The 14,180-nt window shown below is 64.3% G+C and carries 11 protein-coding genes; 2 read left to right on the top strand and 9 right to left on the bottom strand.

The features are described 5' to 3' along the window. Positions 1-99: 99 nt before the first annotated feature. The 5 genes from AC0L3P_RS15340 to AC0L3P_RS15360 all read right to left on the bottom strand — a co-directional run bounded on the left by AC0L3P_RS15340 (position 100) and on the right by AC0L3P_RS15360 (position 6,954). On the bottom strand, positions 100-2,340 hold the full coding sequence (locus tag AC0L3P_RS15340) for an O-linked N-acetylglucosamine transferase, SPINDLY family protein (RefSeq protein ID WP_473302565.1): 2,241 nt from the start codon (positions 2,338-2,340) through the stop codon (positions 100-102). Between the two features lie 100 nt (positions 2,341-2,440). Further along, complete coding sequence (locus AC0L3P_RS15345) at positions 2,441-3,178, bottom strand: amino acid ABC transporter ATP-binding protein (RefSeq protein ID WP_247286117.1); 738 nt, start codon at positions 3,176-3,178, stop codon at positions 2,441-2,443. Positions 3,179-3,189: 11 nt separating this feature from the next. Next, on the bottom strand, positions 3,190-4,710 hold the full coding sequence (locus tag AC0L3P_RS15350) for an amino acid ABC transporter permease (protein WP_473302567.1): 1,521 nt from the start codon (positions 4,708-4,710) through the stop codon (positions 3,190-3,192). Continuing rightward, the gene (locus tag AC0L3P_RS15355; protein WP_275172615.1) at positions 4,707-5,912 is read right to left on the bottom strand and encodes an amino acid ABC transporter permease; all 1,206 of its coding nucleotides are present in this window, start codon (positions 5,910-5,912) and stop codon (positions 4,707-4,709) included. Before AC0L3P_RS15355 ends, AC0L3P_RS15350 begins: the two co-directional genes overlap by 4 nt. A gap of 25 nt (positions 5,913-5,937) precedes the next feature. Then, positions 5,938-6,954 (bottom strand): amino acid ABC transporter substrate-binding protein, encoded by a 1,017-nt coding sequence (locus tag AC0L3P_RS15360; protein ID WP_354054481.1) that lies wholly within the window; start codon positions 6,952-6,954, stop codon positions 5,938-5,940. 393 nt (positions 6,955-7,347) lie between these two features. On the opposite strand from AC0L3P_RS15360, the gene metC reads away from it, so the two are divergent. Further along, the gene (gene metC / locus AC0L3P_RS15365; protein ID WP_473302574.1) at positions 7,348-8,532 is read left to right on the top strand and encodes a cystathionine beta-lyase; all 1,185 of its coding nucleotides are present in this window, start codon (positions 7,348-7,350) and stop codon (positions 8,530-8,532) included. Positions 8,533-8,710: 178 nt separating this feature from the next. Further along, complete coding sequence (locus tag AC0L3P_RS15370) at positions 8,711-10,402, top strand: Na/Pi cotransporter family protein (RefSeq protein ID WP_473302576.1); 1,692 nt, start codon at positions 8,711-8,713, stop codon at positions 10,400-10,402. A gap of 6 nt (positions 10,403-10,408) precedes the next feature. Here AC0L3P_RS15370 and AC0L3P_RS15375 read toward each other — a convergent pair whose 3' ends face one another. From AC0L3P_RS15375 to AC0L3P_RS15390, 4 genes are all read right to left on the bottom strand, one after another. Beyond that, on the bottom strand, positions 10,409-10,747 hold the full coding sequence (locus AC0L3P_RS15375; RefSeq protein ID WP_275172619.1) for a lipid-A-disaccharide synthase N-terminal domain-containing protein: 339 nt from the start codon (positions 10,745-10,747) through the stop codon (positions 10,409-10,411). Further along, complete coding sequence (locus AC0L3P_RS15380; protein WP_473302580.1) at positions 10,744-11,493, bottom strand: glycosyltransferase family 2 protein; 750 nt, start codon at positions 11,491-11,493, stop codon at positions 10,744-10,746. Before AC0L3P_RS15380 ends, AC0L3P_RS15375 begins: the two co-directional genes overlap by 4 nt. Positions 11,494-11,557: 64 nt before the next feature. Then, positions 11,558-12,403 (bottom strand): phosphatase PAP2 family protein, encoded by an 846-nt coding sequence (locus AC0L3P_RS15385; RefSeq protein WP_473302582.1) that lies wholly within the window; start codon positions 12,401-12,403, stop codon positions 11,558-11,560. Position 12,404: 1 nt separating this feature from the next. Next, complete coding sequence (locus AC0L3P_RS15390; RefSeq protein ID WP_473302584.1) at positions 12,405-14,147, bottom strand: ArnT family glycosyltransferase; 1,743 nt, start codon at positions 14,145-14,147, stop codon at positions 12,405-12,407. Between the last annotated feature and the right edge of the window lie 33 nt (positions 14,148-14,180).

A 14,180-nucleotide genomic window follows, 5' to 3' on the forward strand; every position in this document is an offset into this window, starting at 1 on the left:
TGCAGAGTCTAACTGATTCGCAAGCCTGGCCATCTGGTCGGCTGGCGCCGCGAGATCCCGGGATTTCCCGGGGTTTGGCGGGCCGGCGCTGCAGGTCCCCTACGCCACGTCGCCGCCTTCCGAGGCCGCAGCACAATAGTCGCGCCAGAACCGGCGGTAAGCCGCTTCGACCTCGCGCGTGTAGATCTCGACATTGCCGGCCGGGGACGCGGCGATCCGGGCCGGCAACTCCGCGCGCAACTTCGCCAGATGCGCCGGCTGCGCCGCATATTTGCAGGCGATCGCAGCATAGCCCTCGTCATCCTCGGCGACCCAGTCGTCGAGACCGACCGCCGCCACGATCGAACCGCCGGCACGCGATGAGGCGCCGTTGCCGAGCTTGGCTACGACCGGAACGCCCGCATAGAGCGATTCCCAGGTGCTGACGCCGCCGTTTTGCGGGAACGTGTCGAGCGATATGTCGACCTTCGCAAACGCCCGCAGGTGCTCGTGGCGCGGGGTCGAGCCCAGGCACGTGACATTCTCCTCGGCAACGCCCTGTGCCACGAAACGTGCGACCAAATTGTCGCGCAGCATGGGATCGTCCAGCAGGGTATGCTTGATGATGATCTTCGAACCCGTCACCTCGCGCATCACTTTCGACCACACGCGGATGGCTTCGTCCGAGATCTTGTAGATGCGGTTGAACACGCCGAAGGTCACATAACCGTTGCGGAGCATGGGAGGCTCCGAAGGCGGCACATCCAGGATGGGATCGATCGTGATCAGGCACGGCAGGTCGTAGACCTTTTCAGCCAGCAGATGGCGCGCCGATTGCGGAATGAAGATGGGATCCGCGAGCACGTGGTCCATGGTCTGAAGGCCAGTGCCTGTAGCATGGCCAAACCCCGAGACTTGGATCGGGGCCGGCTTGCGGGCGAAAACATGCAGCCTGTTGCCGGTCGTGTGCCCGGACACGTCGATCAGGATATCGACCTTGTCGGCCTGAATGCGATCGGCCAGCTCGTCGTCCGACATCTGCCAGGCGTCGACCCAGACGTCCGCCATCGACTTGAACTCGTGCGTTATGTCGTCTTGTAACGGCGAACACGAATAGCAGACGATCTCGAACCCGGCGTGATCGTGATGGCGCAGCACCGGCAACAGAGCGAACGCTGCCGAGTGGTTCCTGAATTCGGAAGCGACATATCCGATCAAGATCCGCTTGTCCGGATCGAGCGTGCGGGGCGCCAACGCTCCTTGCTGCAACTTCGAGCCGATTGCGTCCCACCACTGCTTTCGTGCGGCCTGCTGAACCACGAAATCGGCGTCGGAGAGATAGTCCAGAAAGAAAATCTTGCGCCCGATCAAGTCCGCATAATCAGGCGCAATTGCCAGCCCCGCATCGAGATGTTCGAGCGCCGTCACGATGTCACCCTGGCTCGCATAGCAGGAAGCCAGGAGCGCAATCCCGATGTCCGACCGTGGATTTTCCTCCAGCAAGGTCTTGACCGCAGCAATCGCCCCGGCCGTGTTGCCTTTGAGAATGTTGACTTGCGCCTTTCCTTGCAAGGCCACTTCGAGCCTCGGTGAAAGCGCCAGCGCCGCATCGAAATCCGCAAGCGCCTGCTCCAGCCGCGACAGATCGAGATTGAGCCGTCCGCGCTGCGCCAGAATCTTCGGCGAATCCGGCTTGATCGCGAGCCCTGCCGCGACGGCTACGGCCGCCTCTTCGTAGTGCCGGAGCTCGATGCACACCATGCCCTTGCCCGCGATCGCTTCCGCGTGACGCGGTTGGAACGCGAGGGCGCGATCGAAACTCTCCTTGGCGCGCTGGAACTGGCCTTCGATCAGCTCCGCCATGCCACGATTGCAAAATGCATCGGCATAGTCCGGCTTCAGCTTGATAGCGCGATCGTGCAGCTCGATAGCCTGCCCGGCGAGGCCCATGTGCAGCAGCGTATTGCCAAGATTGGTCAAGGCAATTGGAGAATTCGGCTTCAGCGCAATGGCCTTCTCCTGGCATGCGCGAGCGTCCTGAAACTTCTGGAGATTGAAATACACTGCCCCGAGATTGCCATGGGCATCGGGCGAACGCGGACCGAGCACGGTCGCGCGCTCGAGCAGTTGTTGCGCCTCCTCGAGCCGCCCACAATCATACGCGCGCAAGCCGAGCAGGTGCGCGGCGTCGAAATGATCCGGAACCCCCGTCAGAATCCGACGGCAGAGTGTCTCGACCTCCGCATATCTGCCCTGCCCGAGTGCCTGAACCGCGGCGGACATGACCGCGTCCGCCTGCTTCTTCAATTTCTTTTGCAATCGCGCGTTCTGGAATGCGCGCGCGCCGGCGCTGCTCTGCAAAGTCTCTCTCCGGAGTATGGCCCGAAAAGAGGCTGGCCGATTCGCATGGTGCCAAGCTGGCGGGTCGGTTGGACCAGCGACGCCACCGGATTGCAGGTGCTCAGCGCAGGATCTGGCTCAGGAACAGTTTTGTGCGGGCGTGCTGCGGGGCCGCGAAGAACTCTTTGGGCGTATTGGCTTCGATGATCTGGCCCGCGTCCATGAACACGACGCGGTTGGCGACCTCGCGGGCAAAGCCCATCTCGTGGGTGACCACCAGCATGGTCATGCCCTCCTCAGCGAGGTCGACCATCGTGTCCAGCACCTCCTTGACCATTTCGGGGTCAAGCGCCGAGGTCGGCTCGTCGAACAGCATCACCTTCGGGTTCATCGTCAGCGCGCGGGCGATCGCGACGCGCTGCTGCTGACCGCCGGACATCTGTCCCGGAAACTTGTTGGCCTGGTGCGGAATCTTGACCCGCTCCAGAAACTTCATTGCCGCGGCCTCGGCGTCCTTCTTGGGGATGTTGCGCACCCAGATCGGCGCCAGCGTGCAATTGTCCAGCACGGACAGGTGCGGAAACAGGTTGAAACTCTGGAACACCATGCCGACTTCGCGCCGCACCGCATCGACGTGCTTCAGGTTCGGCCCGAGCTCAATGCCGTCAACGACGATCTCGCCTTCCTGAAACTCCTCGAGCGCGTTGATACAGCGGATCAGCGTCGACTTGCCCGAGCCGGACGGGCCGCAGATCACGATGCGCTCGCCCTTCTCGACCGCAAGGTCGATGTCGCGCAGCACGTGAAACTCGCCGTACCATTTGTTCAGGCCGGAAATCTTGACGATGGGGTCGGACATGGTGACCTCGATCAGTTGCGCCGGTGAGCGTTGAGGCGATGCTCGACGAAGAGCGAGTAGCGCGACATTCCAAAGCAGAAGATGAAGTAGATGATCCCGGCGAAGGCGAACCCGGTGAACGCGGTCGACGGCGACGACCATTTCGGATCCGAGAACGACGCCCGCAGTGAGCCCAGGAGATCGAACAGCGCCACGATCGAGACCAGCGAAGTGTCCTTGAACAGCGAGATGAAGCTGTTGACGAGATTCGGAATGACGTGGCGCAGCGCCTGCGGCAGCACGATGAGCGAGGTCGTCTTCCACCAGGACAGCCCCAATGCCGCGGCCGCCTCGCCCTGCCCGCGCGGGATCGCAGCCAGCCCGCCGCGGACGTTCTCGGCCTGATAGGCGCCCGTAAACAGCGAAATTCCAATCAGCGCACGCACCAACCCGTCGACCGTGAAATTGCCCGGCAGAAACAGCGGCAGCATGTAGGTGGCGAAGAACAGCACGGTGATCAGCGGCACGCCGCGCCAGAACTCGATGAAGGCGATCGAGAAGATCCGGATCAGCGGAATGGTCGAGCGGCGGCCAAGCGCCAGCGCAATGCCGATCGGCAGCGAGGTGACGATGCCGGTGACGGAGACCACCAGCGTCACCAGAAGTCCGCCCCAAAGGTTCGTCTGCACGATCGGCAGTCCGCCGTGATCGAGCCCCATCAGCTTGATCACGGTTGCGATGGCGACAAAGGTGGCGATGCTGGATGTCAGGGCCCGCCCCCCGGTGCGGAGGCCACCGCCGAGAACGAAGGCCATCAGCGAGACGATCGCGGCGGTGATGGCGAAATCGGCCCAGACCGACTGGCCTGTCCCCTGCAGCTGATCTCGCAGCCAAGTCAGCGGAAAGATCAGCCAGTAGATCAGGTTGCCCACGAGCACGATGACATTGCCGACGACCCACAACAGCGGTGCGGCAGTGGACGTCTTGCCGAGACTGAGCAGAGCCTGCCCGGCGCCGATGATGCTGTCGTCGAACAATTGCAGCAGGTCAGCGGTCCAGCTCAGGCCAAATCCCTTGATGCCGCCGCCGTGGAGCAGAAAGAATGCGACCACCGGAAACGCAAAGAAGAACAGGCCTGCATTCAATCCTTTCGACGGCAGTCGCGGAATGAGCAACGGCACCAACAGGACCACTGACAGGACGAGCGTGAGGTTGACCCGCCAGCGTTCGGCTTCGGGGTAGAAGCCGTAGATCAGTTGCGGCAGCTTGGCCTGGATGTAGGGCCAGCAGGCGCCGACCGCAAAGCCGGCGTTCTCGGCGAGGCAGGCCGTGCGATCCTTGCCGGTCCAGACTGCATCGATCATCAGGAATCTGACGGAAGGGATGATGGTGAACCATAGCAGCAAGGCGCCGACGATCGTGAGCAGGATGTTGGTCGGCGAGTTGAACAGGCGCGTCCGCATCAGGCCGATGAAGCCCGTGGTCTTCACCGGCGCGGGACGCTCACCGAGAATATCCTGGCGAACGAAGCTGGACGAGGTGATATCGCTCATGCGCCGAGACTCCGGCTGACGCGCCAACCGTAGACGCTCATGACGGCGCTGGTGATCAGCGAGATCAGGAGATAGACGCCCATCGTCATGGCGATGATCTCGATGGCCTGCCCGGTCTGGCTCAGCGACGTGCCGGCGAACACGGAGACGAGGTCAGGATAGCCGATCGCGACGGCCAGCGACGAATTCTTGGTGAGATTGAGGTACTGGTTGGTCAGCGGCGGAACGATCACGCGCATCGCCTGTGGCACGACGACCAGGCGGAGCGTAGTGCCGCGGCTCAGTCCCAGCGACGATCCAGCCTCCATCTGTCCGCTGTGGACGGAGAGGATGCCCGCGCGCACGATCTCGGCGATAAAGGCAGCCGTATAGGTCGACAAGGCTAACGTGAGCGCCACAAACTCCGGGATGATCCGCGAGCCGCCGGCGAAATTGAAGCCCTTGAGCTGCGGCAGCTCGAAGCTGAAGGGCAGACCCGCTACCAGCATGGTGATGAGCGGCAGTCCGAACAACAGGCCCAGCACATAGGGCCAGATCCGGATCATCTGCCCCCGCTGGAACAGCGCCTGGCGCGCATGGATGCGCAGCGCCAGCGAAGCCACGATGCCGAGCGCCAGCACGGCAAGAAACGCCTCGAAGCCGCTCTCGCCGATCGGGCGGGGAATGACGAGACCGCGATTGCTGACGAAGGCGATGCCGAGCAGCGAAATGCTCTGTCGTGGATTGGGCAAGGCCGCGAGCACCGCCAGGTACCAGAACAGGATCTGGAACAGCAGCGGCAGGTTGCGGATGATCTCGACATAGATCTCGCCGACGCGCGCGAGCAGCCAGTTGGGAGACAGCCGGCACAGTGCGACGATAAAGCCGATCACGGTGGCAAACACGATGCCCACCACCGAGACCACGAGCGTATTGAGGAGCCCGACAAGGAACACGCGCAGGAACGTGTCCGAGCCGGTATACGAGATCAGCGTCTGATTGACGTCGAAACCGGCGTTGTTCGCGAGGAAACCGAAGCCGGCGGCAATGTGCTGGTTCTCGAGGTTGGCGCGGGCGTTGGAGACGATTTCATAGGCAATCCAGCCCAGGACCGCAGCGAAGGCAAACTGGACGGCGATGCCGTTCCAGCCTGTCTTGCCCCCCAGCACGCGCCTGATCTTCAGCGCGATCTGGGGCGGGGGTTTGCGAGCCTCGATGCTCATCGCCGCGAGCGCGGGTCAGGCGGGGTCAGCGGATCGGCGGCGCGTACTGGAGACCGCCCTTGTTCCAGAGATTGTTGAGACCCCGACTGATACCAAGCGGCGAGCCCGCGCCGACGTTGCGGTCGAACACTTCGCCGTAATTGCCGACGGCCTTCACGATGCGCACCACCCAGTCCTTGCTCAGGCCGAGCTGTTCACCAAAATTGCCGTCGGTGCCGAGGACGCGCTTCAGCTCCGGATTTTCCTGTTTCGTCTTCTCGTCGACGTTCTTCGCGGTCACCCCCAGCTCTTCGGTGGTGACCAGCGCAAACAGCGTCCATTTCACGATGTCAAACCACTGGTCGTCGCCGTGGCGCACCATTGGTCCGAGCGGCTCCTTCGAGATGATTTCCGGGAGCACCATGTGATCGCCGGGATTGGCAAGTTTGAGGCGGTTGGCGTACAGCCCCGACTGGTCGGTGGTGAAGACGTCGCAGCGTCCGGCCTCGTAGGCCTTGACCGTTTCGTCGTTGGTACCGAACGCGATCACCTCGTACTTCATGTTGTTGGCCTTGAAGTAGTCGGCGAGATTCTGCTCGGTCGTGGTGCCGGTCTGGACACAGACCGAGGCGCTGTTGAGCTCGAGCGCCGAGTTCACCTTGAGCGACTTCTTCACCATGAAGCCCTGCCCGTCATAATAGGTCACGCCGGTGAAGTTGGCGCCAAGCGACGTATCGCGCGAGATGGTCCAGGTGGTGTTGCGCGACAGCACGTCGACTTCGCCGGATTGCAGCGCCGTGAAGCGGTCCTTGGCGGACAGCGGCACGTATTTGACCTTGGTCGGATCGTTGAAGATCGCCCCGGCGATCGCGCGGCAGACGTCGACATCAAGCCCGGTCCAGTTGCCTTTGTCGTCCGGCGAGGAGAAGCCGGGCAGGCCCTGACTGACGCCGCAGGACAGCATGCCCCGGTCCTTGACGGTCTTGAGCGTTTGCGCATCGGCGGCTTGGGCAGTCAGGCCGGCGGCGAGTGCGAGAGTGAGAGCCAGGGTTACGCGTTTCATGGGCTTTGGGCCTTTCAAAGTCGTCTCAAGGTCAGGAACGTTGTCTTTGCGATCGTCTCTGCCAGGGCTAGCCGTATCAAGACCAGCCTTGCAAGAGTCATGCTGGAAAACCTTGCCGATCACCCGCCGATCCCGGGAGGCCCTACCTTAATCCCCGCCGAAAGCGCCCGCCGTTACGGCTGTGGCGCATGGTCCGGTCAAGCGATGGATCGAAGGTCGCGGCAGGCCCCTCAACATGCGGCGACTGAATAGCACTGCGATAACAGAACGACTGGCGTGCCGGGTCAAGGGGTTGACGGGACTCTTCTGTGTTCTGTTATTAACGACAGCGGCCTTTCGGCCAGCCCACGGGCGCAGAGCGCCTACTGGAAACGCGCTTTTGAAAGCAGACGCATGGATTCCTCACACCCCTCCGAGCAGCACGCCGAAACCCGGCTGGTCACCTCCGGCCGCGACACCAAGGCGCAGAAGGGGTTCGTCAACCCGCCCGTCTTCCACGGCTCGACCGTGCTCTACCCGAGCGCCGAGGACCTGCACGCCCATCGCGGCGAGTTCCAGTACGGCCGGCACGGCACGCCGACGACCCGTGCGTTCCAGGACACCCTGATGGCGCTGGAGGGGCCGCAATGCGCCGGCGTCGGCATCGTGCCGTCGGGTCTGTCGGCGATCTCGACCACCCTGCTCTCGGTGCTGAAGGCCGGCGACCACATCCTGGTCTGCGATAACGTTTATCGGCCCTCGCGCAATTTCTGCAACGGCATGCTCACCCGCTACGGCGTCGAGACCACCTACTTCGATCCGATGATCGGCGCCGGCATCGACAAGCTTTTCAAGCCCAACACAGGCGCGGTGCTGGTCGAAGCGCCCGGCTCGCAGTCGTTCGAGATGCCCGACATCCGCGCCATCGCCGAGGTCGCGCATGCGCGCGGCGCGCTCGTCATCGACGACAACACTTGGGCGACGCCGCTCTATCACCGTTCGCTCGAACAGGGCGTCGACATCAGCATGCAGGCCGCCACCAAATATATCGGCGGCCATTCCGACATCATGTTCGGCACCATCTCGGCCAATGCCAAGGCCTGGCCTCAGATCGCCGAAGGCATCCGCCTGCTCGGCGTCTGCGCCGGTCCCGATGACGTCTTCCTGGCGCTGCGTGGCCTGCGTACGCTGTCGGTGCGGCTGGCGCACCATCATCGCTCCGGCCTCGACATGGCGCGCTGGCTTGCGAGCCGTCCCGAGGTCGCGCGTGTGCTGCATCCGGCGCTCGAGACCGATCCAGGCCATGCGATCTGGAAGCGCGACTTCACGGGCGCGTCGGGCCTGTTCAGCATCGTCTTGAAGCCGGCGCCGCAGAAGGCGGTCGACACCATGCTCGATACGCTAAAGCTGTTCGGCATGGGCTTCTCCTGGGGCGGCTTCGAGAGCCTGGTGATTCCCTTCGATTGCGACGCCTATCGCACCGCGACCAAGTGGGCACCGGGCGGGCTTACCTTGCGTCTGCACATCGGTCTCGAGAGCACCGACGATCTCAAGGCGGATCTTGATCGCGGCTTCGCTGCCCTCAAGGCAGCAATGTGAGCCTGCTCACAAGGCATCGCGCCTCGGGACGCGGCAATCGCGCGCCGGCGGACGCGCCAACGCGCGCCGCGGGAACGTGCAGCTGCCGCAAACGTTAACGCCGATGCGCCAACAAATGGTTTGAACCTCAAGCAATTGGCGCTAGCCTCACCAATCGACTCTCATCCGGACACGGAGCATGGGAACGTTGGTACTGCTCGATCTGATGGGCGGCGTGGCGCTGTTGCTGTGGGGCCTGCACATGGTCCACAGCGGGATTCTGCGCGCCTTTGGCCCGGACCTGCGACGGCTGCTCGGCAAGGCGCTTGGTAACCGCTTCAACGCGTTTGCCGCCGGCCTCGGGCTGACCGCGCTGCTCCAGAGCAGCACGGCGACCGCGCTGCTCACGAGCTCGTTCGCAGCCGAGGGCCTGCTCAGCCTGGTCACCGCGCTTGCCATCATGCTCGGCGCCAATGTCGGCACGACGTTGATCGTGCAGGTGCTGTCGTTCAATATCGCCGCCGTTGCGCCGGTCCTGTTCGTGCTTGGACTGGTCGCCTTCCGCGCGGGTCCGCGCTCTCGGATCAAGGACATCGGACGTGTCCTGATCGGTCTCGGACTGATGCTGCTGTCGCTGCACATCCTGCTCGACACGCTGGCGCCGGCCGAGAACGCGCCGGGCGTCCGCGTCGTGATGTCCTCCATCACCGGCGATCCCGTTCTGTGCATCGTGATCGCGGCGCTCGTCACCTGGGCGGTGCATTCGAGCGTCGCCAGCGTGCTGCTGATCATGTCACTCGCCTATTCGCAGTTCATCTCGCCTTACGCCGCGCTCGCACTGGTGCTTGGTGCCAATCTCGGCAGCGCCATCAATCCCGTATTCGAAGGCGCCAAGCGTGACGATCCCGCCAGCTATCGCCTGCCCGTGGGCAATCTCGTCAACCGCGTGATCGGGATCGCGCTGGTGCTGCCTTTCCTGAGCCCGATCGCCGAGCACATGCACGCCTGGCAGCCGGATCTCGCCAGGATGACGGCGGCGTTTCATATCGCCTTCAACGTCGGCACGGCCGTGATCTTCATCGGCCTGCTCGACACCATGTCGCGCCTGTTGACCCGGCTCCTGCCCGATCGTGTTCAGGAGCCCGATCCGGCCCGGCCGCGCTATCTCGACGAGACCGCGCTGGAATCGCCGTCGCTGGCGCTGGCCGATGCCGGCCGCGAAACCCTGCGCATGGGCGATCTGGTCGAGATCATGCTGCGCAAGGTGATGGCGGCGATGATGAGCGGCGACCGCGCGCTGGTCGACCAGGTCTCGAAGATGGACAACATCGTCGACGGCCTCGACGAAGCCATCAAGCTCTACGTGACCAAACTCATGCGGGGCAGCCTCGACGAGAGCGAGGGCCGGCGCGCCATGGAGATCATCTCCTTCGCCATCAATCTGGAACATATCGGCGACATCATCGACAAGAGCCTGAGCGAGCTCGCGACCAAGAAGATCAAGCGCCGCTTTCAGTTCTCGCCCGAGGGCGCCGAGGAGCTCGCTGCCTTCCACAAGCGCACGATGGATTCGCTGCGCATCGCCTTCGGCGTCTTCATGTCGGGCGACGCCAACGAGGCGCGCAAGCTGCTGGTGGAGAAGACGGCGCTGCGCAACACCGAGCTTGCCGCCGTCGAGCGCCACCTCGACCGGCTGCGCGAGGGTCGTCCCGAGACTATCGAGACCACGTCGCTGCATCTCGACGTGCTGCGAGACCTGCGCCGCATCCATTCGCATATCTGCTCGGTCGCCTATCCCGTGCTCGACGCGGCCGGCGAGCCCCATCGCAGGCGCGAGACGGAGACCGCCGCCCTGCCCGCGTCGGGCGCAGCGTCGGCGCTGCCGCGCTAACGTGGATCAGCGCTCCAGCGTCTTCGAGGCGCGGCCGCGGTTCTTCACGATCAGCATGATATTGCGGATATAGATGATGGTCGCGAGCGACTGGCCGAGGATGATGACAGGCTCACGCTTGACGACGCCGTAGACCAGCGTCATCAGCCCGCCGCCCATGGAGCAGAACCAGAACGCCATCGGCACCACGCTGTTGCCGGCACGCTCGCTCGCGATCCACTGCACCAGGAAGCGCGCGGTAAAGAACAACTGCGCGACGAGGCCGAACGCGAGCCAGAAGTCGAACTTGGCGACGAAGACGTCGTAGAAATAGTTGCTCAGCGCCTGACCGTATTGGATGATCATGCATTCACCTCAGTCACATCCGGCGTCGGCTTCTTGCGGCGGATCAGCCACCACACGCCCACGAGATCCATGATGCCGATCCACAGCCGGTCGAAGAAACCGTAATTGGACACGCCGGAATGTCGCGGCCGGTCGATCACGTCGACATAGGCGATTTCAAAACCCTCGCGGCGCACCAGCGCCGGCAGAAAGCGATGCAGCCCGTCGAAATAGGGCATCATCAGGAACACCTCGCGCCGGAACGCCTTTAGGCCGCAGCCGGTGTCGCGCGTACCGTCCTTCAGGATCGCGTTGCGGACGCCGTTGGCGACGCGCGACTGGAACTTCTTGAAGCCGGTATCCTTGCGGCCGACGCGTTGTCCTGCGGCAAGTCCGACCTTGCTTCCGTTTTCGACCGCCGCGATCAGGTCCGGCAGGAAGGCCGGATTGTTCTGGCCGTCGCCGTCGAGAGTCGCCACGATCGCGCCGCGTGCCGCACGCACGCCGCTGCGCACCGCCGCGGATTGGCCGCCTGATTTGGCATGGCGCAACTGGCGCAGATTGTCCCGCTGCTTCATGACCGCGCCGAGCCGTTCGCCGGTCGCGTCCGTCGAACCGTCATTGACATAGATGATCTCATATGCCCAGCGGCCGTCGAGCGCCGCGCCGATCTCCTCGATCAGCGGCACGATGTTGTCGGCTTCGTTGCGCACGGGAACGACGATGGAAACCGAGGGCTGGAAAACCGAAGGCTGGGGCGACGACAAATCGAAAGCTCGTGGTTGGAATTGGCTTGGCTCGGGAACCGAGGGTCCCGGCAGGCAGCCGCTTTTATGGGGCGGATGCCCCGTGGGCAACCCTTTTGAGACGGCCCGAGACCGCCCCCGCAAGAGGCACAATGGTGCCGTCGGCACGGATGGCAAAGCCGAGCCTGCGGGCCGCGAACCAGTAGCGCACCGCCAAGGCTCCCACCATGCCGACCAGGGCGCCGGCCACGACGTCACTCGGGTGATGCGCGAGCAGCACCAGTCGCGTCAGCAGGATCACGATCGCGTAAGTGAACATGAACACGCGCAGGCGAGGCCACAACGCAGAGACCGCAAACGCGAGCGCGAACGCCGTCACCGCATGACCCGACGGCAGGCTGGCATAGGCCCCCGTCCCCTCGAACGGGATGAAGTTGAACGGATTGGCCTTGCCGCCGACGAACGGACGTCCTCGACCGATGAGATATTTCAGGATCTCAGCGACGAATATGGGCACGGCAACAGACAGAAACATGAACTGCAGCCGCGTGCCGAGGCCGAGCAACAACGCGCGGCTTGTGCCGTGCAATCCCGCCGCAACGAGCACCAGCACCACCAGCACGCCCCCGAGCACCGAGAGCACATACTCGTCCTTGCCGAAATCGGTGAGGATGCGGATCGGCCACAGGCCCGGCGTGCCACGCGCCGGCATCAGCTGGATCTCGGTCAGGTCGAACGCGACCATCAGCGCGATGACCAGGGCTGCACCTATCGCACTGAGCCACAGCGAATGCCGCGCCAGCTTTCGCGCGGCCTCGGCGCGGCGCGAATGCGAGGGCGAGCGCACGAGTTGCGCCAGGGCGCGCCCCGACAGCGTCAGCAACTGCGCGGGATAGCTCGCGCGCGGCGCGATGTCGGTTGGTGCCGACATCCTACTCGGTGCCTTCCGAGCGGAAGATCGAGATCGAGATCGCACGCCCCTGCGAGAAATTGTAGCCGTCGATGCGCGTGCCAACCTTGTAGCGGAGCCCGATCGCCTCGGCGCGCTGCACGAAGCCGCGCTCCGAACGCTGCTCGATCAGCGCGAAACGGCAGCTTCCCTGCCGCAGGAAATCCGCCGCGCCCGAACCGTCGGTGAGCAACGTCTGCGTACCCGTCAGGAAGACGAGGCTCGGCTCGTGATAACCGGCCGCGGCCGCCTTCGGGCCGACGCAGGTGACGTTGCGAAGCGCGCGTGCGATCTCGATGCTAGGAAACAGCGGCGTCAGCGACGGCAGCACGATGCCGTAGACCGTCACCGCGAGCATCAGGGCTGCGACCAGCGCGTTGAGCAGCGATCGCTCGGCGTGGTTGTTGTCGTGAAGCCACCAGGCGAACAGACCGAAGATCAGCGAGGCCGCGATGAACGGCCAGGCCACGAAAGCCGGCTGCCGCGTCAGCATCACCGCGCCGACGACCGCGATGATCGAGCCGCCAACGGGGATCGCGAACCACCAGGCCGAGCCGCGCATCAGCCAGGACCACGACAGCACCCGCCGCTCGAGCGCGCCCGCGGTGAGGATCGCGATCGCGGGGTACAGCGGCAGCACGTAATGCGGCAGCTTGGTCAGCACCACCTCGAACACGATCCAGGACGGGACCAGCCAGGCCAGCAGGAACTGCGCGCCGGGCTCGCGCCGCGCGCGCCAGACCGCGGGCGCCGCCATCGCCGCGAGCGGCGCGCCGGGCCAGAACGTGATCCAGAACAGGGCAAGGTACAATCCGGGCGGCGCGCCGTGGGATTCCTGCGCGCCCAACTTGCTCAGCATGTCGCCGCCGACGGAATCGGCGAAGAAGGCATCGCCCGCGCGCCAGAAGATCGCGACGAACCAGGGCAGCACCAGCACCAGCATCCACATCAGGCCCCAGAGCGGGCGCAGCTTCCACAGCCAGGAGGCATCGCGGTCCTGGATCGCGAGCGCGACAATGGTCAGACCTGCGAACATCAGGATCAGCGGGCCCTTGATCAGGATGCCGACAGCGAGCGCCGTCCAGAAGATCGCAGGCCAACTCCAGGGCGGATGCGTCTCGTCCTCGGCGCGCTGCCACGACAGATACGCCCGCGCCATCGCGCCCATCGCAGCGGTCACGCAGAACAGCAGCATCGCGTCGGTCTTCGCAAGCCGCGCCTCGACCCCGAGCAGCACGGAAGCACACATCAGAAGTGCCGCAAGCACCGCGGCGCGCCGCGTGACGAAGCCGAGCGCCGCCCAATAGGTCATGAGCACGGCACCGATGGCGCCGATCAGCGACGGCAGCCGGTAAACCCAGATCCGCAATTCGGCCCGCGGCAGACCGAGCGCCGATGCCGTCTCGACCGCGGCCGATTGCAGCCAATAGATGCCGACCGGCTTCTTGTAGCGGACGTCCTCCTGGAAGCGGATATCGACATAATCGCCACTCTCGACCATCTGCTTGGTGGCCTGCGCAAAGCGTGCCTCGTCGCGGTCAACCGGCGGAATCGTGAAGAAGCCCGGCAGGAATAACAGCAGCGCGCACAGCAGCAGGAAGGCGACCGCGCGGACGTGGCTGGCCGTGGCGATGTCGAACATGGATACGAGCCGGCTGCCCGGATTCACCGGGGATTTCGGCTCGCGAGGAGCTCCAAAACGGGGTGCTGGGTAGGTCTCGGCCATCGGTTCCGCTTACGCTGAAACCGCCATCGCCAC

The sequence above is a fragment of the Bradyrhizobium sp. WSM4874 genome (genome assembly GCF_055811835.1).

Coding starts and splice junctions, on each gene's coding strand:
- AC0L3P_RS15355 (WP_275172615.1), bottom strand. CDS start 5,912: ATGAGCATCGAGGCTCGCAAACCCCCGCCCCAGATCGCGCTGAAGATC.
- AC0L3P_RS15375 (WP_275172619.1), bottom strand. CDS start 10,747: ATGATCATCCAATACGGTCAGGCGCTGAGCAACTATTTCTACGACGTC.
- AC0L3P_RS15385 (WP_473302582.1), bottom strand. CDS start 12,403: ATGTCGGCACCAACCGACATCGCGCCGCGCGCGAGCTATCCCGCGCAG.
- AC0L3P_RS15390 (WP_473302584.1), bottom strand. CDS start 14,147: ATGGCCGAGACCTACCCAGCACCCCGTTTTGGAGCTCCTCGCGAGCCG.
- AC0L3P_RS15370 (WP_473302576.1), top strand. CDS start 8,711: ATGGGAACGTTGGTACTGCTCGATCTGATGGGCGGCGTGGCGCTGTTG.
- AC0L3P_RS15345 (WP_247286117.1), bottom strand. CDS start 3,178: ATGTCCGACCCCATCGTCAAGATTTCCGGCCTGAACAAATGGTACGGC.
- AC0L3P_RS15360 (WP_354054481.1), bottom strand. CDS start 6,954: ATGAAACGCGTAACCCTGGCTCTCACTCTCGCACTCGCCGCCGGCCTG.
- metC (WP_473302574.1), top strand. CDS start 7,348: ATGGATTCCTCACACCCCTCCGAGCAGCACGCCGAAACCCGGCTGGTC.
- AC0L3P_RS15350 (WP_473302567.1), bottom strand. CDS start 4,710: ATGAGCGATATCACCTCGTCCAGCTTCGTTCGCCAGGATATTCTCGGT.